Source organism: Micromonospora sp. NBC_01699 (assembly GCF_036250065.1).
GTDB lineage: Bacteria > Actinomycetota > Actinomycetes > Mycobacteriales > Micromonosporaceae > Micromonospora_G.
Genome location: NZ_CP109199.1, coordinates 6,104,837 through 6,125,238 on the forward strand (window position 1 = coordinate 6,104,837; position 20,402 = coordinate 6,125,238).

The window sequence follows — 20,402 nt, forward strand, 5'->3', positions numbered from 1 at the left end:
GCTCACCGCCGCGCTCGGCGGTCAGCACAGACAGAACTGGCGCCTCCCGAGCGGGAAGCGCCAGTGGCTACGTCGATCAGGGGCGCAGGTCCGACCCGTCGCGCAGCGCGGTCACGAAGCCGGACCAGGCCGACCCACCGAAGGCGAGCACCGGCCCACTGCGATCCTTGGTGTCGCGTACGTCCACGGCATCACCCACGAACCGCACCTCGACGCAGCTCGCGTTGTTCGAGCTGCGGGAGGATTTGAACCAGCCCCGATCTGGGGCCGTGTTGCTCGGGATCACGTCATCTCCTTGGCGATCCGGCGGATCAGGGCAAGCGAGTCGTCCGAGCTTAACGCGCGTTCCTGCGCCTCGGCGAAGGTCACCACGTAGTCGGTCACTCGGGTGGATTGATCGATGATGTCGATCGAGGTCAGGATCTCCTGCCAGACCAGATCGGTGAGCCTGGGCGATGGGAAGGAGAGGATCTGGAACGGGCCACCGAGCGCGGGATGTGCGCCGGCCGTGAACGGCATGACCCGGATGTCGATCTGGTCCGGACGCCTGGTGATGAGCTGCACAAGGTGGTCAAGTTGGGCCCGCATCACCGTCGGCCCACCGATCTGCTGACGCAGCGCGCCCTCACCCAACAGCACCGTCAGCCGGATGCGATTGTCGCCAGCGAGCCGGGCCTGACGTGCCATCCTCGCGGCGACCCGCCGCTCCACCTCGGTAAGACGGATGACCGTGGTACCGCCCCGGATCACCGCTCGGGCATACTCCTCGGTTTGCAGTAGCCCATGCAGCAATTCGCTGTCGTAGCACCGGATGTGGTCGGCGCCGGATTCGTAGCCGAGGAAGCGGAGAAACTCGGCGGGGAAGAGCTGTGAGTAGTCGTGCCACCAGCCTCGTCGGGTGGCACCCACCCGTAGCTTCTCCAGCTCGGCGGCGTCGTCGGCCTCCATCTCGTAGACCTCCACGAGCTGCGCCAGGCGATGTGCCGGCAGTTTGACCCTACCTGCCTCCACTCCCGACACGTACGCCTGGATGATGCCGACCGCACGACCAGCCGCAACCGCGGTCAAGCCGATCTCCTCGCGGCGCTGGCGCAGGCGCATGCCCAGCTCCCAGGCGTCGACGATGGGCGACGACTCGGCTTTCGACGGCGATCTACGCGACCTTGATGACCCTGGTGAAGCGACCGGCACGACAGCGACCTTCCAGTTCATGGCTCCTGAGCGACACGACGAGTATCTATTGCCGACGGGGTTGATATCAAGCTTCCTAGGAGCCATTCTGTAGGCGTTGAGCTATTCACATGATCAATTGGGGAGCAGCAATGCTTGGTGGCGGGAAGTGGACCTACCAGGAGCCTGACGTGCGGCACGCGTTCTCGCTGTGCCGGGTGGTCGAGGCCGGGACAGCCGACGAGCAGTACCACCTGCTCGGCGTGATCGAGGTGAGGCCCGACCGTCGCGAACCGGGAAAGCTGGGCGAGCGATTGCGCCCCTGGGCGCTGGCCACCCTCGCGGCGGGCGGATACGGGTTCGGCCGCTACTACGCCGCGTTGGGCACCCTGGACGAGAATGGCGAGCCGCACCTTGCCACAGCACACGAAGACATCGACTGGTCCGGCAGTACGGTCCTGGTCCCCGCGTCGGGTCAGCAGACCGCCAGCGACGGTGGCTGAACCTGCTCGACCGCGACCTCTACACCGAGGCCGAAGCTGCCCGGCTGCTACGCGTTCGCCAGTCGACCCTGCGCTACTGGCGGGAAGGGGCCCACTGCCCCAGGAAGAACCACAAATCACACCGAGACCGCACGGTTACCTGGGCAGAGTTTGTCGAGGCAGGCTTACTCCGTGAGTACCGGCGCACCCACAAGGTGCCCATGGCTGAGCTACGCAAATTCATCGAGCTACTTCGCGAGCAGTTCGGGGTGCCCTACCCGCTGGCGGACCGACGTCCCTTCGTGTCGGGCAAGAACCTCGTCTTCGACGCCCAGACCGCAGCGGGCCTCGGCGTGGACTATTGGATGGTCACCGTCGCCGATAACCAACTACTACTCACCACCGCGGCGGACTCGTTCATCCGGCGGGTCGAGTGGTCCGACAACGTCGCGGTCAGCTACCGCCCCGATGTCAACCCGGAGTCGCCCGTGCGGGTGCAGCCCGACGTACGTTTCGGCAAGCCCTCGATCAAGGGCGTGAGCACCGAGGTCATCGGCGAACAGCACGACGCGGGCGAGGACACGGATGCCATCGCGGAAATGTACGCGCTGGAGCCGAGCGACATTGCCTGGGCGCTGGCGTACGAGTTTTCTGTCGGGCGCGCGTCCTAGCGCCCGCTCGGGGCCGTCTCCGCCAGCTCCGGTAGGTCCGGCTCCACCCGGCGACGCCGTGTCGCACGGACCCCGAGCAGCGCCACGATCAGGACGAACGCGGTCATCGCCAGGGCGCCGGGCAGCTTGCTGAACCGGGCCAGGTTGGTCCCGTCCGGCAGGGTCAGGAACGAGATCAACAACCCGGGTACGACCAGCCACCGGCCCGCGATCGCGGTCGCCGCCAGAACCGCCAGCGGCCAGGTCGCGTACCAGGGGTGGAAGACCGGGGCGAGGGCAACCGTGGCGGTCAGCGCCAGTCCCGCCCCGAGCACCGGATCCGCCCGCCGCGCCCGCCACCAAAGCAACACCAGGAGTACGCCGAGCAGCCCCAACCCCACCAGCCGGGTCACCGGTACGGCGTCGAGATCAACCCCGAACAGCCGCCCGGCATAGTCGACGGTCAACCCGAAGGCGGTCGGCGGCGAGGTCCACTGCACCGAGTCACCACTGCGGGCCAGCCCGTCGACCCAACCCCAGCCCAGCCCCGACAGCCCGGTCACCGCGAGTACGGCGAACGCCGCCCCCGCCGCCACCGGCACCCCGTCGCGCAGCAGCGCCCGGAACCGGTACGGACCGGACAGCGCGGCGAGCATCGCGAACGGCACCACCACCCCGGCGGTGACCTTGATCCCGACCGCCAGCCCGAGCAGCACTCCCCCGGCGAACAGCGGCAGCGGCCGACCCCGCCCGACCACGGTGACCAGCAGCCCGGCGGTCAGCAGTCCGAGCATCAGTGCGTCGTTGTGCGCCCCGGAGACCAGGTGCACGGCCACGATCGGGCAGCCGAGCAGCAGCCAGAGCGCCCGTTGCGGCGGCACCCCGCAGCGGCGGGCCAGCGCGGGCAGGCAGGCGGCGGTGAGCGCGACCCCGAGCACGGCGTACAGGCGCAGCACGGCGAGGGTGCCGGCCAGCGTCCCGCCGATCGCCACCGCCAGCCCGGCGAGCAGCACGAACACCGGCCCGTACGGTGCCGGGCTGTCCTGCCACGTCGGCGAGACCGAGTCCAACCACGGGCAGCCGAGCCCACGTACGCCACCGGCGTACGGGTTGCCGCCGTCGTGCAGCACCGCCCCCTGGCAGGCGTACGAGTAGACGTCGCGGCTGCCCAGCGGGGGCGCGGCGAGCAGCGGCAGCAGCCAGAGCCCGGTGGTGACGTAGACCCAGCGGGTCGACGGGACGCCGTCGCGGGCGGCCCACCAGGCACCGGCGAGCAGTGCGGTGCCGACCAGCCAGCAGCCCAGGATCAGCGGCCCGTGTTCGCTCTGCCAGATACCGACCGGGGTGACGCCGGCCCGCCACTGCGGCAGCACCCCGCCGAACCGGGCTCCGACCGCCAGCAGGATCGCCCCGGCCAGGCCGGCGTAGCGGACGACACGGAACCGGGGCACGGCGACCATCGTGTCATGACCGACCGATGCCCTGGTCACCCCCTCGACGCCACCTCCGGGACACGCCGGTGTCCGAGGAGTTCGAAACATGGTCCCGAAGACTTCGGCCGGCTGTGGCGAGCCGAACCCTCGGGGATCATGAGGCGGCCGAGCGGTTTGAGCAGGCGTGACCGGGGCGGGGTCAGCAGTGGGGGCCGGGGTTGAGCAGGTCGCTGCCGAGGCGGTAGGTGCCGGTGGTGACCCGGACGATCGTCCAGCCGTCGCTGGTGGCCCGCAGGCAGGCGCCTGGCCCGGTCACGCTGAGGAAGCGCGACCAGTGCACCCGGACCAGCACCTCGCCGGGGGCCTCGGCGACGAACGTCACCTCGGCCGGGCTCGATCCGGTCAGCCGCCCCGCCGCGCCGACCAGGGGCTCGGGGTCCTGCACGGCGTACAGCCGCCAGGTGGTGTCCCGCCACACCTCGCGCAGCTCCGGCAGGCCGGCGGTGATCAGGGCGGCTTCGTTGCGGGCGTACCGGTCGGGCACGCTGTCGGGGGCGAGGGCCACGTAACTGACCGCGTTGAGGTGGAGCCAGTTGAGGTACGTCTGCGGGTCGAGGCGGTCGGCGTAGAACAGCGGGTTGCGGTCGACGTCGACCTGGCGCTCCCAACCACGGGCGAGCGGGACGGTCGGTGCGACGTACGTCGACTCCCAGTGGTCGCGCAGCGGCACCACCTCGACCCGGCCGATCGGCCCACGTCGGGCCAGTTCGTCGACCAGCGGCCGGTAGAACTCGGCCCGGCTCTCGGTCGAGCCGGCTCGGCCCAGGTCGCTGACCATCACCGGGTTCTGCCACCAGACGGCGAGCGCCAGCAGCGGCACCAGCCAGCGCCACCGCAGGTCGGCGAGGGCGGCCAACACCGGCAGTGCGAACAGCATCGGCAGCCGCAGCGCGTTCGAGCCGACCGGGCTGTCCAGGTAGTAGGCGCCGACCAGCAGCACCACGGTCAGCGCGGCGCCGACCTTGACCGCCCGCCACCGGCGCGGTACGACCACCAGCACCACCAGCGCCAACACCACGTTCGTACGCATCGACGCAAAGCTGTACGGCTGCACCCCGCCGTTGCCGAACAGCAGCGCCATCGGCGCCAACGCGACCGCCGGAGCAACGCAGAGCACCAGTGCCCCGGCCAACTGGTCGCCGAACCGCCACCGAACCGGCCGCCACCGTCCCGTACGCCGGGCTCCCGGTCGTGGCGGCGGACCCGGACGCACCGGGCGACGCAGATTGACCAGCAGCAGCGCCCCGCCGGCCAGCCCGACGAACAGCCCCGCCACCGGGCTGGCCCAGGTGCCCAACGCGGCCAGCACCCCGGCCCCCACCAGCCAACCGACCCGCGCCGACCGCGCGGAACCGTTGCCGCCGCCGGCAACCGCCGGTCCGAAGCCCCGCCCACCGCCGCCCGCCGCCGGTCCGAAGCCCCGCCCACCGTTGGCCGCCGACAATCGCCGTGAACCACCACCGGCCGCTGCGACGGCGCAGAGGGCGAGCAGGCCGAGCAGCAGGCCGACGGCGAAGGTGATCCGACCGCTGACCAGGTTGCCGACCAGCACCACGGCACCGAGCAGCGCGCCGAGCAGCGGGCGCCGGGCACCGGCGGCCACCAGCAGCCAGGCGAAGGCCAGCGCCGAGCCGACCGCGGCCACCGCGCCGACCACCCGTACGCCGAAGGTGGCGCCGAGGGCGGCGGTGAAGAGGCTGTAGCCGAACTGGTTGATGCCCCCGTACCAGCCGAGGTCGATCGGGGCGGCGCCGAACCGGTCGACGAAGTGCGCGCGGGCCACCTGCGCGGCCAGGTCGGTGCCCATGTTCGGGGCCAGCAGGAAGGCGACCGCCAGCAGCAGCGCCACCACCCCGGCCACGACGACCGGTCCGCCCGACGGCCACCGCCGGCTACCGAGGGCCACCGCCGGGCGGCGCCGGTCAGGCATCGAGTACGCGCTCCACGGCGGCCCGCGACCGTCGCGCGGTACGCAGGTAGTGGTCGAGAAACTCGCCCGGATCGTGGCCGCCGAGCAGCCGCACGACGCCCGCCAACTCCACCCCGTGCCGGGGCAACTGGTCGCCGGCCCGGCCCCGGACCAGCATCAGCGCGTTGCGTACGCGGGCGGCCAGGGTCCAGCCGGCGGCCATCACGACGGCATCGGTCGGGTCGATCAGCTTGGCGTCGCGGGCCGCCCCGAGCGCGTCGAGGGTACGCGTGCCGCGCAGTTCGGGCACCGTGCCGGCGTGCCGGAGCTGGACGAGCTGCACCGCCCACTCGACGTCGGCGAGTCCGCCCCGGCCAAGTTTGGTGTGGGTGGCCGGGTCGGCGCCCCGGGGCAGCCGCTCGGTCTCCACCCGCGCCTTGATCCGCCGGATCTCGGTCACCTCGGTACGGTTCAGCCCGAGCTCCGGGTAACGCACCGGGTCGACCATCAGCTCGAACTCCCGGCCCAGGTCGGCGTCGCCGCAGACGAACCGGGCGCGCAGCAGCGCCTGCGCCTCCCACACCTTCGACCAGCGGGCGTAGTACTGGGCGTAGGCGGCGATGCTGCGTACCAGTGGTCCCTGCCGGCCCTCGGGGCGCAGGTCGGCGTCGACGCCGAGCGGCGGGTCGGCCGTCGGCGTGCCGAGTAGCCGGCGCAGTTCCTCGGCGATGGCGTGCGCGGCGGCGCTGGCCGTGCTCTCGGCCACCCCCGGCGGCGGGTCGTAGACGAACAGCACGTCGGCGTCGGAGAAGTAGTTCTGCTCGTAGCCGCCGAGCCGGCCCATGCCGATCACGGCGAACCGCAGTCCGGGCAGCTCCGGTACGGCCGCGCGGGCGACCTGGAGAGCGGCGGCCAGGGTCACGTCGGTGACCGCGCTGAGCGCCGCCCCGGTGCCGGTGATGTCGGACTCGGCGGCCACCGCCGGCCCGAGCGCCGCCTCGGTGTCCGGCACCGGCGGGGCCAGCGAACCGGCCGAGTGCAGCACGTCGGCGCAGGCGAGCCGGATCAGTTCACGGCGGCGCAGCGCCCGTACGGCGCTGATCGCGGCGGTCGGATCGGCCGGGTTGGGGCCCCGTCCGGGCAGGTGCCGGCTGGCGGCGGCGGTGAACCCGTCGCGCAACACGGCCGGATCGCGCGGCACCAGCTCGGTGTCGTCGGCGAGCAGCCGCAGCGACTCCGGGTCACGGGCGAGCAGGTCGGCGACATACCGGGACAGGGCCAGGGTACGGGCGAGCCGCCGGGCGACCGGCCCCTCGTCGCGGAGCAGGCGCAGATACCACGGGGTGCTGCCGAGCTTGTCCGAGACCTGGCGGTAGTTGAGCAACCCCCGGTCCGGCTCGGGCGCGTCGGCGAACTCCTGGAGCAGCACCGGCAGCAGGGTGCGCTGGATCGCGGCGGTCCGGGTCACCCCGCCGGTGAGCGCCTGGAGGTGCTGCAACGCCCTGGTCGGGTCGCCGAAGCCGAGGATCTCCAGCCGGTGCTTGGCCGCCTCCGGGGTCAGCCGCAGCCCGTCGGTGGACACCCGGGCGACCGCCTCCAGCAACGGCCGGTAGAAGATCTTGACGTGCAGCCGGCGTACCTCGGTGGCGTGGGTGACCCACTCGGCGCGGAACGCCTCGACCGCGTCCCGCTCCGGGGTGGCGGTGTAGCCGAGCGCGTGCGCCAACCAACGCAACGCCTGCGGCTCGGTCGGCACGGTGTGCGTACGCCGCAGGCCCTGTAGTTGCAGCCGGTGCTCGACCGTACGCAGGAAGCGGTAGCCGCGCAGCAGCGACTCACCGTCGGCCCGGCCGACGTACCCACCGGCGACCAGTGCCCGCAGGGCCGGGATGGTGCCGCAGGCGCGCAGCGACTCGTCGCCGCGCCCGTGCACGAGTTGCAGCAGCTGGATGGCGAACTCGATGTCGCGCAGCCCGCCCGGCCCGCGCTTGATCTCGCGTTCCAGCTCGCGGGGCGGGATGTTGTCGATGATCCGCCGACGCATCGCCCGTACGTCCTCGACCGCCTCCGGCCGCTCCGCCGCGGTCCAGACCAGCGGTGCGAGCGCGTCGATCCACTCGCTCGCCAGGTCCAGGTCACCGGCGGCCGGGCGGGCCTTGAGCAGCGCCTGGAACTCCCAGGTGCGGGCCCAGCGGCGGTAGTAGGCGAGGTGGCTGGCCAGGGTCCGGACCAGCGGACCCCGGTTGCCCTCGGGACGCAGCGCGGCGTCGACCGGCCAGGCCACCAGCCCACAGATGTGGATCAGCCGGGTGGCGATCGTGGTCGCGGCGGTCAGGTCGTCGTCGGTCGCGGCGACGAAGATGACATCGACGTCGGAGACGTAGTTAAGTTCCTCGCCGCCGCACTTGCCCATCGCCACCACGGCCAGCCGGGGCAGTGCCGTACCGGGCGGCAGTTCGGCGACGGCGATGTCGTACGCGGCGGTCAGGGTGGCGTCGGCCAGCCCGGACAGCGCCGACATGGTCTGCTCCAGGCCCTGTCCGCCGGTCAGGTCGGCCGCCGCGATCCGCAGCAAACTCAACCGGTACGCCCGCCGCAGCGCGGCCACCACCGGCAGCGGCGGCAGGTCGACGCCGGGCAGGGTGCCGTCGTACAGCATGCCGTCGGCGCGCGGGGCGAGCCCGTCGGCACCGGTGACCAGCACCCGCCACTGGTCCGGGTTGGCCACCAGGTGGTCGCCGAACGCCGACGACGCCCCGAGTACGGCGACCAGCCGGCGGCGCAGCCCCGGATCGACGGCCATCGCGCCCAGCAGGGCCGATTCCGCGTCGTTCGCGCGCCGCTCCGCCTCCACCAGGCGGTGCAGCTGACGCAGGGCCAGGTCGGCGTCGGCGGACCGGGACAGGGCGGTGATCAAATCGGCGGCGGAGCTGTCCACCGGCTCCTGCGCGGTGTCGTCCCAGAGCCCGAGCCCGGTCGGACCGAGCAGGTCGGCGGCGCGGGAGCCGTGGTCGCCGTCGGCGGTGCCGAAGCCGTACCGGGCGAGCCGCCCGTGTGCGCTGGTCGGTCTGGTCACCGCGGCTCCTGCGGCCGGAGCAGCGGCAGGTCGAGCCGGGACGCCGGCAGGTCCAGCTCGCCCCGGGCAAGGGCGGCGAAGCGTACGGCGAACGGCTGCCAGACCTCCTCCACGTCGGCCATCACCGCGTCCGAGGCGGCGATGACGGCGTCCCGGTCGTAGCCCAGCTCGGCCAGGATCGCCGAGTCGGCGGCCCAGTTCGCGATCGTGTCGGTGTCGGCCTCGATGTGGAACTGGAGTCCCCAGGCCCGGTCGCCGAGGCGGAACGCCTGGTGTGGGTAGCGGGTCGAGGCGGCGAGCAGCACCGCGCCGCGCGGCAGTTCGGTAACCTCGTCCCGGTGCCACTGGAGCACGTCGGGGATCAGCGGCACCCACTTGAACAGCGGGTCGCCGTCGGCGGCGTCGCGCTTGCCGACCACGCCCGGACCGACCTCCGGCCCGGCCTCGCTGCGCGCGACGGTGCCGGCGTGCGCGGTCGCCAGCAGTTGCGCGCCGAGGCAGATCGCCAGCGTGGGCACCTTGAACCGGACCGCCTTGCGCAGCAGGCCCTCCAACTGCGGGAACCAGGGTGCGTCCGGGCTGCCGTCGGGTAGCGGGTACGCCTGCTGGTGCCCGCCGAGCACCACCAGCGCCTCGAAGCCGGCCAGGTCCTCGGGCAGGGCGTCGCCGGCGTACGGGCGGAGCACGTGCAGGTCGAGGTCGGCCTCGGTCAGCCACTCCCCCAGCCGACGGAGCTCGTCCGACGGGTCATTCTCGATCACCAGAGCGGTTGCCACGACGTCGAGGCTATCCGGTGGCCCAACCCGATCCGGATAGGCTGGCACCCCATGACCGAAGTCCGACCCGTCACCGCCGTCCCGCTGGCCGGCGCGCAGCCCGTACGCCCGGCCGCGCTGCGTCCCGGCGACCGGGTGATGCTGGTCTCACCGTCCGGGCCGACCAGGCCGGAGCGGGTCGCCCGAGGGCTGGAACTGCTCACCGCCTGGGGTCTGCGCCCCGTGCTGGCATCCCACGCGTACGCCCGGCACGGCTACCTGGCCGGCTCCGACGAACTGCGCGCGGCCGACGTCAACGCCGCGTTCGCCGACCCTGACGTACGCGGCATCCTCTGCACCCGTGGTGGCTACGGCGCCCAGCGGATGGTCGACGCGGTCGACATGGCGGCGGTACGCGCCGACCCGAAGGTGGTGGCCGGCTTCTCCGACATCACCGCTTTGCAGTTCGCGCTCTGGCGCGGCGCTCGGCTCGCCACCGTGCACGGTCCCGGTGCATCCTGGCTGGACCAGCGCACCCCGCCGGAGTCGGCCGAGTCGCTGCGCCGGGCGCTGATGACCACCGAGCCGGCCACGGTCACCCGGCTGGAAACCGAGGAGACCGCCCCGGTGCTGGTGCCAGGTACGGCCAGCGGCCCGCTGATCGGCGGCAACCTGTGCCTGGTCGTGTCGTCGCTCGGCACCCCCGACATGCCCGACCTGACCGGGGCGATCCTGCTGATCGAGGAGGTGGAGGAGCCGCCGTACAAGGTGGATCGGATGCTCACCCAGCTGCGTCGGTCCGGGGTGCTGGCCGGGGTGGCCGGGGTGGCGGTGGGCCAGTTCACCAACTGCGCCGACGACTGGGCGGTCAGTGTCGCCGACGTGATCGCCGAACGCCTCGGCGACCTGGGCGTTCCCGTGCTCGGCGGGCTGCCGATCGGGCACGGCCACGGCCAACTCACCGTCCCCGTCGGTACGCCCGCCACGCTCGACACCACCGCCGGCACCCTGACCGTCTCTCCTGCGGTCAGTTAACTGACTTTTACTCCGTTTTGTACCGGCGATTCGGGTTCTTTCGCCCTGTTCACAGGTGGCGCATAGGTTCGGCACGGCCTCTGTCCAGGTCCGTCCGCCACCGTGGTCGGGTCATGCACCGAAAGACCGACCATGGGGGTTCGTTGATGTTCAGGACCATTTCCAGGAAGACCGCGCTCGGCGGGCTCGCCGCTGCCGGCGTACTCGCGGTGGGGATCGCCGTACCGACCGTCGCGTTCGCCGAGGACCCGACCCCGGCGCCGTCGAGTTCGTCGACCTCCGCACCGGACAAGGCTCCCGGCGGGAAGGGCGACCAGCAGGGGCGACCCGAGCGCTCGGCCGCGTTCGCCGACGCGCTGGCAAAGGAGTTGGGCATCCCCACCGACAAGGTCACCGCAGCCCTGGAGAAGGTACGCGAGCAGCAGAAGCCGGAGGGGAAGCCGAGGGGCGAGCACCGCCAGGGCGACCCGACGGTCGACTGGCAGGCCAAGGCCAAGGAACGGCTGGCCCAGGCGGTCAAGGACGGCAAACTGACCCAGGAACAGGCGGACGCGATCACGACGGCGCTCGACGCTGGCGTACTGCCCGGCGGGTTCGGCGGCCACATGCGCGGCGGCCCCGACGCCCAACCGAAGTAACGCGGCTCCGGCGCTCGGCCCAGGTTCCTACGTCCTCTGGGTCGGGCGCCGCAGTTCGTCCGGTCGATGAACCATTTCGGGTCAACCTCCGGGCTTCCCGCCGGCTTGGCACGCCGAAGCACTTGTCGAAATCAGTCCAGCTGCGGCGACATGTATTTCTCCACGCCCGAGAGAAGCGATGCCGGCAGACCTCGCTCGGAGAGCCCGTCATCGCGCAGCAGGATGAGCTTGACTAGGAACCTATCGTATCTGAGCCAGTACTCGATCATCCAGCAATCCGCCGCTTCGGTGTGGACACAGACGGACTTAGCCGAATCAGCCGTCGACAGCGACAAATCGGTGGCCGTCACCGACGGGAATTTGCCCCGATACGTGGGCTCCGGATCCTCTACGTAGTACCGCAGCCTGGCCGAATTACCATTCCGAGACCTGAAAACCTCTTGCCGAACCGCTGTTTCCGTCTTGGAGTCAGTCCATCTACGAATCTTGATCGGCCCACCATCTTTGGGTAGATCGAACCGCTCATTTTTCTGAATCTCGACCTCGGGAGCCACTTCCAGCCAAACAGCATCAGGAACAAGTAGTTGCTCGACATCTAGATCATCTCGCGCCCCCGGCCAGAACAGAACGCCGACTCCCAGGGACACGACGATCACCAAAGCACCAGCAATCGCTACCAGCACCCGGCGATAGTTCACTTCATGCCTCGCACGGTGACCGGTTAGGACATCAAATTTCTGGCCGATTGCTCTTATCGCGCGCCTCCGCTCACATCGGCTCGAACTCCCGCCCACCTCATGAGCATCACCCTCACGGTGATAGATGGGAAACGCTGCCGACTCACTCCCTACTCTCAAGATATCCAGTCCCCCAGGTGGCCTGTTTTTGCACTCGGGGATCACTCTCATTTAGCGCAGCTTCAAGTACTGGCCTAACACTCCGGTCACCAAGCAGCGCCAATGATTGCAGGAGCGTACTCCGCACGGAAGGTGCACTCTCTTCCGCGAGCCTCGCCACCATCTCAGCGAACACCTTCGGGCGTTGCCCAGTCGGCGGCGAGTCGACATACCCGAATATCTTACCAATAGCGTCAGCGGCAGCCACCCGCACCGAACTTGACGGATCCACCAGGCATTCAAGGAGTGTGTCTAGGGCAACTGGGTTACGCAACCGCGCCAAGAGATCACAGATCAGTTGCCGCAGAAAAGGCGTTTCCGCCTGGCGAAGTGCCTGTACCAACTCCGGAGCTTCAGCTTTCGTCACCAGCTCCCTCATCAGGGATCGCCGATCGCTGCACTCGCCACTCAGGGCAAGCACGATCTCATTTGCACTGAGTCCACTCATCGTGATTCCTTCGACGACCTACGCCACAGTTCAGCACACAAGGAACCCGATTGCCAAAGCCGGACCGAACAAGCCAAAAAAAGCGCAGACGACAGCAACGGTGTCGGCCACTAACCTCGGTCTCTAATTTAGTCGGCCATCCATAGCTGTTCTTCGAAGAATCTGCCTCGGAACTCGCGCAGCCGCTTCACCGGCATGCTGACGACCCGGCGCTGGGCCGAGTTCCCCCGTTGCCACTACAACCGACAAGCCTTCATCGAAGTACTGGACTCACAGCCGCCTCGAAACCCAAGCGCGGTCCGCCTGATCGAAGTTGTCGTAGATGGCGATCGTCACCATCCACGAGCACGCACACTTCGCAGTGCCTCTGATGCGAAACGCAGGCGCCAAGTCGGATGACCCGATCCCCATCAACACCTCTTGTCATCGACGAAACGGCTCCACATCGCCCCATTCCCAGTAAATTTTCTCTTCCGCAGCAAGGAGTTCAATGGCAGCCCAAACACGAGCAACCTCGCAACCGATCGGCACGTCGATGGCAACATGTCGATCGCCGCTCCACTCAGCTTCCAGAACATCATCGATGATCGCACGGGTAATAGAATTCTGCACTTCGCTCGACTCAGGAACAGACAGCGCAGGCGCCAGAAAAATGCGGAAAACGCGATGACCTGAGGACCTGAGCAATCCCGTTATCCGCTTGCCATCAGAGTCGAGCTCCACCACATCATTGAGCGCTAACCCGTAAACCCGGAATGGAATACACGAAACCTCGTAAGCCTTGCCATCAAGGGGCCTTAACCAAATCTGCTCCAGCGAATTAGCGAAGCCGTAGGGCTCAAGATCCACCATCGCTAGATAGTTTGAGCCGGTACGTCCTACGGGAGACTCATGAACAATGTACTTCGCGACGGACACGCCGTGACCCACTCTCACCAAAAGCTGGCTCCCGACGCCGAGCACTTGAACGTCGGGAACACAGCCGCTAAGGAGCCTCCAGGCTACCGCACCAGCTACCACCAAGGCGGCGGGAACGGACCGGTGTAATTCGGAGGCGGATTGACCGGCTCCCCCCGAGCACCCTTCGAACTATTACAGAAGGTACACGCTGGCGTAGTATTTGCGTCGGTTAGATCCCCACCACGGGATCGTGGTTCAACGTGATCAACACTCGTAGCTGGGTTGGCCCGACAGTAGGAACAAAGGGGCGTCGGCAGACTCGGATCAGCATTAACGCCAATATTGTAGTTTTCCAACATCCCGGGTGGAATACGCCGCCCGGCCCCAGGGCCACCACTGGAACCGGCCGGAATGTCGTAAATTGGCACACCGCCGGGACCACAGCCAATTGGAGTATTCGTATTGTGCACCAGCACTGGCGTGTCACCGACGACTACATAGTACGTGTGGACAGTGCTGACGGTGAGGTCGTACATGACCTCAGAGCCGATGTAGGAGTGGTTGCGGGTGATGGTTGCGGGCGTTTGGTCCAGGGTAAGGAGCTGTTCATCAGGCTGAAGATCGACTGCGTCGATCCACGAGCTGCGGGTCTGGCTCCAGAAGGGGTGGTGCTGGGTGGTCTTGATGACCTCGGTACGTCCGTCACCGAAGGTGACCGTGAGGTCGGCAAGATCCGTGTCGAGGTTGATGTGAGTGTCGGTGACTTCGCGCGCTCTGGTCTCCCCGGTCTCGGGGTCCGTAGCCAGGACTTGATCGCCTTCGCCAAGATCTTCGATCGATTTGGTGTCGCCGCCCGCGAGCACGACCTTCGTACCCGGAGCAAAACTGTGGCAACTGCCGAGTACCTTCTTGGCCCAGGCGGTCGACTCGCCCCATTTCTTGGCGGCGGTCCCTACGGCCTTCAGTTGATTGATAAGCGCCTTCGACTTGAACGCGGCACGGAGCACCTTACCCGGGGGCAGTATGTTGATCAGCGCCATGGCGCAGGATAGAAGATTGCCGCCGAGGCACCCCATAATGTCCGGAATTCCCAGAAATTCCAGCAACACATCTCCGGCAGCCTCGATCACGACCTTCACGAGGCTGGTTTCCATGATCTTCTTGGCCTTGGCGCTGTCCTCAGCACTGGAGCCGCCACTCGGCTTGACGGGACCCGGCGCCTTCGGCGGCTTGGGCTTTGCGCCAGTGCTCGAATTCGATTGCGTGCTCTTGCTGCCGGCAACGTTCCACTTGCCCTGTCCATTGGCCTTGGGCACGCTGTTGCTGCACGAATAGCTTCCGGTGCCACCACCACACTCGGGCTTCAATCCACTCGGATCGCTTGCCGTTACCGGCGTGTTGTTGGCGTACGCGTACGCGCTCCACTGCTGGGGATCGGCGAGATCCATGACCGGGTCGACGCTGATGAAGCGGCCGGTGACGGGGTCGTACTCGCGGGCGCCGAGGTGGGTGAGGCCGGTGGGGTCCTGGGTGCCGCCGACAAAGCCCTTGTCGCTGGGCCAGCCGCCCGGTTGGGTGCCCCGAGGCTCACCGAAGGGCAGGCTGCGCCGACGGGTGACGTTCAGGCTGCTCGGGTCGACCGTGAGCTGGCTGGTGCCATGGTGATCGGCGGCGAGCCAGGTCAGACCCGTGACACCGCGTACGGCGACGGTGCTGCCGTTGTGACTGTAGTAACGGGTGCCGTCAACCTGCCCACTGCCGTTGAGCCGCAACTCTGTGCCACCCAGGTAAAGGGTGGCACCGCCGCTGTCCCGGCGCAGCAGCCGGTTGCCGGCGGCGTCGTACACGTAGCTCGTGTTCTGGCCGGTCTGGCTGGTGGTCGCCAAATGCCCCTCGGGATCCCAGGTGAGGGTCTGGTTGACACCGCTGACCGGACGGGTGGTGGTGTTACCGGCGTTGTCGTAGACGTACGAGTCGGTGCGGGTGGTCTGCCCGGTGTAGGCGACCTGGCTGACGGCGTGCGGCTGGTTACCACCCGCCACGGGGTAGCTGGACGTGGCGATGGTGCTGCCGGTCGCACTCCAGCTCGTCTGGGTCTTCCGGTTACCGGTGACGTCATAGGTCCAGGCCAACCGGTACGGATCCGCGCCCGCACGCTGCGGCGTGGTGCAACCCGTGCTCGCCTGGGACCAGGCGTCGGTCAGGCGACGCTGGTAGTCGTACCGGAAGCACTCGACCTGGTCCCCGACGCCGTCGGTGTCCCCGGCGATGCTGGTCACGTTGCCGGTCTGGTCGTAGGAGTAACCGGCACCGGCGCGGTCGACCCAGGTCCCCGGCGTGGTCTGGTTCTCGGTCTTCACCCGGATCCCGGTAAGCCGCCGGGTCGCCTCGTCCAGGCCGTAACCGAGCGACACCCGCTTCCCGGCCGCGCCGAGAAGCTGCTCCTGGAGTTGCCCCTGCCAGTAGTGGCTGGTGGAGGCGACATAGGTGGTGCTCGCCGAGGCCATGGTGGTGGCCAGGCCGGACTGGCTGTAGCCGTAGGTGAGGGTTTCCGCCGGCAGGCCGCCGGTGGCGGGAAGCGTGCTGGTGGCGGGTGCGCCGTTGGCCAGGTAGGTGGAACCGCTGGTGTACGTGCCGGCGAGGTTGCCCTCCGCTGCCGGGATGGTGACGGTGCTGCCGGTGGGCTGGTAGCGGTCGTTGTACCCGGTGACGGCGCTGACGTACGCGGCGGCGCCCACGTGCCGGGTGGACGAGGTGAGCTGACCCGCGGCCAGGGTGTCGTAGACGAACGAGGTGCGCAGGGCACCGGTGGTGGTGTCGTCCCGAATCTCCTTGACCCGGCCGATTCCGTCGTAGACCCGGGCGAGGGTTTCGCCCCGGCTGTCGGTCGTGGTCAGCAGTTGACCGGCCACGTCGTAGGTCGACGTCGACTCGCCCGCGTCGGGGTCGGTCTTGGCGACCTGCCGGCCGCGCAGGTCGTACTCGTAGATCCAGTCGTTGCCGGCCGGGTCGGTGACCGTGGTGAGCTGGTCGGACAGGTCGTACTGGTAGGTGGTTTCGTCGTACGTGCCGGAGATCGCCCCGCCCTGGTACTGGCGCAATGCGGTGGTCCGGCCACGGGCGTCGTCGATCGTCGTAGTCGCGACGCCGCCGTCGGGTGGGTCGATATTCGTACGGTCGCCGCCGTAGCTGGTGCTGGTCTGCCACTTGAAGACGTTGTCGGACCAGAGCGCGTCGACCACTATGCGGCCGGGGCCGTCATAGGTGGACCGGTTCTGGGTGTGGACGTCGGTGTCGGCGAACGAGACGAGGGTGCCGGTCGGGCCGGAGGCGTTGTTGTAGAGGCTGGAGACCTTCGCCGACAGGCCCCGGTTGTCGTACTGGGTGTCGGTGATGGCGCGTTTGCCGTCGGGGGCGGTGGACTGCGCCTGCCGGGGGCGGAGCAGCCCGTCAAAGATCTCGTACGCGTCGATCTGGTTGCCGTTCGGGCCCAGGACCCGGCTCCGTACGTTGCTCGGGGCGGTCTTGCTGACCGTGTACGCGTACTCCTCGTCGGGGGTGCCGGCGGTACTGCGTCCGGCGTGCCACAGCTTCGTCAGGCGCCCGAGTGCGTCGTACTGACCGGTGCTGACCTTGTCGTTGAGGTCGCTGGTGGTGGTCGGCACACCCCGGCGGGGGTCGAGGTTCGTGGTGGCGTCCTGCCCGAGCGGGTTGGTCACCTTGACGCTGGTGGTCGGGCCGCCGGTCGTCGGGGTGTACTCGGTCGTGCTGGTCCGGTTGAGGGCGTCCTTCGAGGTCAGGACCCGGCCGTGCGCGTCGTAGGTGAGGGTCCCGGTGGTGGCGTACGTCGGCGCGGTGCCGCTGTGCGCGGACACTTCCTCGGTCCTGGTGACCAGACCCCGGGTCGGCGTCGCGCCCCAGGTGGCCGAGCCGTCGTGGTAGTAGCGCTCGTCGGCGAGCAGGTCGCCCGGGTACGACACCGCCGACGCACACGGCTTGGCGACGATCTCGGACCGGGACACGGTGTCGATCAGCCACGGCGCGCCGGTGTTGCGGGCGTACGTGTAGCGGGTGCAGGTGTTGTCCGTGGCGTTGGCGATGTCGCCCTGGTCGTCGGTGGAGACGAGGGTGCCGTAGGTGGCGTCCCAGGCGTCGACGCTCCTGGTCTGTCGCCAGGTGCTGCTGCCGGTGAGCCAGGTGTAGCCGTCGGTGGTGTCGACCTGGGCGAGGACCGACTGCGAGTTCGGCGGCTGGGCGTGGATCGGGTTCTCGTTGCGAGCCGAGGTCTGCGCGCCCCACACGTTCTGGATCGTGCGGGTCAGCGCCTGCCCGCCCGGGGAGGCGTAGGTCGTCTCCTCGTGCACGATCCCGGCCCGCCAGTTGTAGTCACCGTGGACCGCGCCGTCGGAGCCGGTGATGGTCACCCGCCGGGTCTCGTGCCCGGCGTCGGTGCGGTCGTAGTCCATGCCCCGGAAGAAGAGGTACTTCGTCTGGGTCTGCGCCCCGCTGGTCGTACCGGTGGTCACCGTGACGGTGGGCCAGCCACGGAAGTCCGACCAGGTACGCAGCGGCAACGACCTCGCCCACACGTCGGCGTCGTTGTGGTGCCACAGCACCGTCGAGGAGGCACCGGCGGTGGAGTACGCGTACGCGTGGGTGACCGCCGGGGAACCGCCGACCAGGTCCCGCTCCACCACCTGCGTCACCCGGTACTTGTTCCACCACGACCACCCGGCCGGTGAGCCCGCCGGTTTGTAGTACTGGGGGAAGCACCGCTTCGAGTTGTTGTCCGGGTCCGCCTGCGAGGTCGTCGTGCAGTCCGAACCCTCGTAGGTCACCTCGATCTGGCCACCGGTCTCGGTGTTGACCTGGGTGACCCGGTACTTGTTCGTCACCGGGACCGCCGCCGCCACGTTGTAGTCGGTCCGGTTGGCGTACCGGGTGCCGCCGAACGTCACCTCCGGCAGGGCCTGCGACCCACCCGCACCGTCGTAACCGGTGTGCGTGATCCCGGTCAGCCACAACGACGGCGGATTCAGTGCGGTGCTCTCGGTGGTGGTCGGGAAGCTGTGCCCCAGATTCCACCGGTCGACGTCCTGGTACGCGCCGCCGACCCGCACCTGCGTGGTCACCGACGTCAACCGCTTCGTCGTGAAGTACGACGGACCGATGTTGTTGTTGCACGGCACCGCGTCACACTGGATGTCCCACGGGGTGTCCGGCCAGTTCGCCGCCACCGGCGTCGTACCCGACCAGCACGACGTCAGGCACCGGTCCGAGGTACCGAACAGCACCTGCATCGGCGGGGTCACGGTGTCCGCCTCCGTACCGGCACGGGTGCCGTACTCGATCCGCTCCAGGATGCTGCCCCGGTCGTACTGCACCTGGTACTGACCGACACCGGTGATACCAGCCCGGTTCATCTCCCGCGCGTACCAGTACGACAGCGAGTTCCCGTGCGCGTCCACGACGTAGTCGAGGTTCCACCGGTACGCCATGAAGCACCGCGACACGTAGAAGCTCGTCGCCGAGTAACACGGCTCGTTGGTGTGGTTGGCGAACACCGCCTGTGCCATCACCGAGTTCGTCTCCCGGTCCCCGGTGTTCCAGCCCGGCAACCGCTGCCGCCCGAAGTAGAACTGGGTCCCGTCGGTCGTGGTCAACCGCCACGCCTCACCGTTCTGGGACCATCCGTGCTGACCGGTCAGCAACTCGATCCGCGAACCGTCATCATCGGCCAGACGCCACTTGCCGTCCGTGTCACTGACCACGATCTCGGTCGACTTCCCCTGCCACACCAGCTTCGCGTTCGACTCCCGGTAACACGGATCCGGCGTCGCCGCCCCGTGCGCCGGCGGGAAACCATCCCCATCGTCCGAACACGTCCGGTAGGCCCGCTCGATGTAACCCGGGTGGTAGTCCCAGCCCTCACCGAGCCACGACGGCTGGGTGTTCTCCCCGTTCGTCCGCCCGTCGACCGCCGCCGACGAGTAACCGAACGACACGTCCGGCTCCAGGCCGCCCGGCGCCGGCGGCACCGACAACGGGTACGCCCACGAGAACCCGCCACCGGACTGACCCGCCTGCCACGTGGCCGACGCCGCCAACGTCGTACGGCTGAACGACCCCGTCTCGCCCGCCGCACCGGCCAGCAGAGCCACCACCGTCCCACCACCAACCGCCGCGACCGAGGCCCCCCGCGCCCGCGACGCCGACCCGTCGGACAACTCCACGTCCACCGCGATCCGCCCCGCCACCGGGTCATTCGACGCATCCAGACCCGCCGGCCCCCCGCACTCCGGGTCCTCCACCGCCAGCAGCGCGCACTCCGGCATCTCGGCCATCCGCAACCGCGACGCCCACCCCGCCCCGTACGCCTCCTGGAAACCCGAGTAGTCCACCTCCACCCGCACACCACTACTCGGCGCCACCTCGTCCACCGCCGCGACCCGCAACAACAACGCCGCCCCGGCCGCCGACGCCTCCTCCCGACCCGCGACCTCAAGCCGCACCTGATCCGGCACGTCCGACGTCTCGGCCAGATCGGCCAACAACCGCCCCGACAACACGTCACCCCGCACCACCGGTGGCGACAGCCGGACCGGCAGACCACCGACCTCGACCGACACCGGCCCGTCGGACAGGTCCGCCACCACCGAACCGGCCTCCGGCCACACCGGCTCCTCGGCCGGCGCGGGCGACACCGACTGCGCCGACTGCGCCACCGCCGGCTTCGCCACCGGCACCCGGCCCACCGCGACCGACCGGTCCGGCACCGCCGGCCCCGCCGACGGCTTCGGCGCCGCCTGCGCCGGCACGAACGCCAACAGCGACACCACCAACGCCACGACCATCGGGAACACCCCACGCCGTGTCACCCGGAACACCCACGGGAACACGCGCGACGATCCCAGCATCTTGACCACGACACACTCCCGTTGGCGGTACCG

General features: G+C 69.2%; 14 protein-coding genes. 4 read left to right on the forward strand and 10 right to left on the reverse strand.

Annotation, left to right across the window (positions count from 1 at the left end; genetic code table 11):
• Nucleotides 1-76: 76 nt before the first annotated feature.
• Nucleotides 77-286: a DUF397 domain-containing protein gene (locus tag OG792_RS24745; RefSeq protein WP_329102747.1), complete on the reverse strand. Its 210-nt coding sequence runs from the start codon at nucleotides 284-286 to the stop codon at nucleotides 77-79.
• On the reverse strand, nucleotides 283-1,101 hold the full coding sequence (locus OG792_RS24750; RefSeq protein WP_329102750.1) for a helix-turn-helix domain-containing protein: 819 nt from the start codon (nucleotides 1,099-1,101) through the stop codon (nucleotides 283-285). The genes OG792_RS24745 and OG792_RS24750 overlap by 4 nt, the downstream gene beginning before the upstream one ends.
• Before the next feature lie 260 nt (nucleotides 1,102-1,361).
• Between OG792_RS24750 and OG792_RS24755 the strand changes: the two genes are divergently transcribed.
• Both OG792_RS24755 and OG792_RS24760 read left to right on the forward strand, forming a co-directional pair.
• The gene (locus OG792_RS24755) at nucleotides 1,362-1,673 is read left to right on the forward strand and encodes a hypothetical protein (protein WP_329102752.1); all 312 of its coding nucleotides are present in this window, start codon (nucleotides 1,362-1,364) and stop codon (nucleotides 1,671-1,673) included.
• A 200-nt stretch (nucleotides 1,674-1,873) separates the two neighbouring features.
• Nucleotides 1,874-2,323, forward strand: a complete 450-nt coding sequence (locus OG792_RS24760) for a DUF433 domain-containing protein (protein WP_329102754.1) — start codon at nucleotides 1,874-1,876, stop codon at nucleotides 2,321-2,323.
• Here OG792_RS24760 and mptB read toward each other — a convergent pair.
• The 4 genes from mptB to OG792_RS24780 form a co-directional block, all read right to left on the reverse strand.
• Complete coding sequence (mptB, locus tag OG792_RS24765; protein ID WP_329111416.1) at nucleotides 2,320-3,762, reverse strand: polyprenol phosphomannose-dependent alpha 1,6 mannosyltransferase MptB; 1,443 nt, start codon at nucleotides 3,760-3,762, stop codon at nucleotides 2,320-2,322. The genes OG792_RS24760 and mptB overlap by 4 nt on opposite strands.
• Nucleotides 3,763-3,934: 172 nt before the next feature.
• Nucleotides 3,935-5,725, reverse strand: a complete 1,791-nt coding sequence (locus tag OG792_RS24770) for a hypothetical protein (RefSeq protein ID WP_329102756.1) — start codon at nucleotides 5,723-5,725, stop codon at nucleotides 3,935-3,937.
• Entirely contained in the window at nucleotides 5,718-8,780 is a 3,063-nt protein-coding gene (locus tag OG792_RS24775) for a bifunctional [glutamine synthetase] adenylyltransferase/[glutamine synthetase]-adenylyl-L-tyrosine phosphorylase (protein WP_329102758.1), read from the reverse strand. The genes OG792_RS24770 and OG792_RS24775 overlap by 8 nt, the downstream gene beginning before the upstream one ends.
• Nucleotides 8,777-9,556: a type 1 glutamine amidotransferase gene (locus tag OG792_RS24780; RefSeq protein WP_329102760.1), complete on the reverse strand. Its 780-nt coding sequence runs from the start codon at nucleotides 9,554-9,556 to the stop codon at nucleotides 8,777-8,779. Before OG792_RS24780 ends, OG792_RS24775 begins: the two co-directional genes overlap by 4 nt.
• Nucleotides 9,557-9,607: 51 nt before the next feature.
• Here OG792_RS24780 and OG792_RS24785 point away from each other — a divergent pair, with 51 nt between their 5' ends.
• Together OG792_RS24785 and OG792_RS24790 are read left to right on the forward strand one after the other, a co-directional pair.
• A complete protein-coding gene (locus OG792_RS24785) occupies nucleotides 9,608-10,570 on the forward strand; it encodes a S66 peptidase family protein (RefSeq protein WP_329102761.1) in 963 nt (320 codons plus the stop codon).
• Nucleotides 10,571-10,716: 146 nt separating this feature from the next.
• Entirely contained in the window at nucleotides 10,717-11,208 is a 492-nt protein-coding gene (locus tag OG792_RS24790) for a hypothetical protein (RefSeq protein ID WP_329102763.1), read from the forward strand.
• A gap of 131 nt (nucleotides 11,209-11,339) precedes the next feature.
• Here the strand turns inward: OG792_RS24790 and OG792_RS24795 are convergent, their stop codons facing one another.
• The 4 genes from OG792_RS24795 to OG792_RS24805 form a co-directional block, all read right to left on the reverse strand.
• Nucleotides 11,340-11,891, reverse strand: coding sequence for a hypothetical protein (locus OG792_RS24795; RefSeq protein ID WP_329102765.1), 552 nt, complete (start codon nucleotides 11,889-11,891; stop codon nucleotides 11,340-11,342).
• A 157-nt stretch (nucleotides 11,892-12,048) separates the two neighbouring features.
• Complete coding sequence (locus tag OG792_RS34795; protein WP_442932304.1) at nucleotides 12,049-12,552, reverse strand: HEAT repeat domain-containing protein; 504 nt, start codon at nucleotides 12,550-12,552, stop codon at nucleotides 12,049-12,051.
• Nucleotides 12,553-12,975: 423 nt separating this feature from the next.
• Nucleotides 12,976-13,404, reverse strand: a complete 429-nt coding sequence (locus OG792_RS24800) for a DUF4265 domain-containing protein (RefSeq protein ID WP_329102767.1) — start codon at nucleotides 13,402-13,404, stop codon at nucleotides 12,976-12,978.
• Nucleotides 13,405-13,565: 161 nt separating this feature from the next.
• A complete protein-coding gene (locus tag OG792_RS24805) occupies nucleotides 13,566-20,306 on the reverse strand; it encodes a polymorphic toxin-type HINT domain-containing protein (RefSeq protein ID WP_329102770.1) in 6,741 nt (2,246 codons plus the stop codon).
• Nucleotides 20,307-20,402: the final 96 nt, after the last annotated feature.

What these genes read in the sequence shown, in the direction of transcription:
- OG792_RS24750 (WP_329102750.1), bottom strand. Translation starts at nt 1,101, where the DNA reads ATGCGCCTGCGCCAGCGCCGCGAGGAGATCGGCTTGACCGCGGTTGCG.
- OG792_RS24760 (WP_329102754.1), top strand. Translation starts at nt 1,874, where the DNA reads ATGGCTGAGCTACGCAAATTCATCGAGCTACTTCGCGAGCAGTTCGGG.
- mptB (WP_329111416.1), bottom strand. Translation starts at nt 3,762, where the DNA reads ATGGTCGCCGTGCCCCGGTTCCGTGTCGTCCGCTACGCCGGCCTGGCC.
- OG792_RS24770 (WP_329102756.1), bottom strand. Translation starts at nt 5,725, where the DNA reads ATGCCTGACCGGCGCCGCCCGGCGGTGGCCCTCGGTAGCCGGCGGTGG.
- OG792_RS24785 (WP_329102761.1), top strand. Translation starts at nt 9,608, where the DNA reads ATGACCGAAGTCCGACCCGTCACCGCCGTCCCGCTGGCCGGCGCGCAG.
- OG792_RS24790 (WP_329102763.1), top strand. Translation starts at nt 10,717, where the DNA reads ATGTTCAGGACCATTTCCAGGAAGACCGCGCTCGGCGGGCTCGCCGCT.
- OG792_RS34795 (WP_442932304.1), bottom strand. Translation starts at nt 12,552, where the DNA reads ATGAGTGGACTCAGTGCAAATGAGATCGTGCTTGCCCTGAGTGGCGAG.
- OG792_RS24800 (WP_329102767.1), bottom strand. Translation starts at nt 13,404, where the DNA reads ATGGTGGATCTTGAGCCCTACGGCTTCGCTAATTCGCTGGAGCAGATT.
- OG792_RS24805 (WP_329102770.1), bottom strand. Translation starts at nt 20,306, where the DNA reads ATGGTCGTGGCGTTGGTGGTGTCGCTGTTGGCGTTCGTGCCGGCGCAG.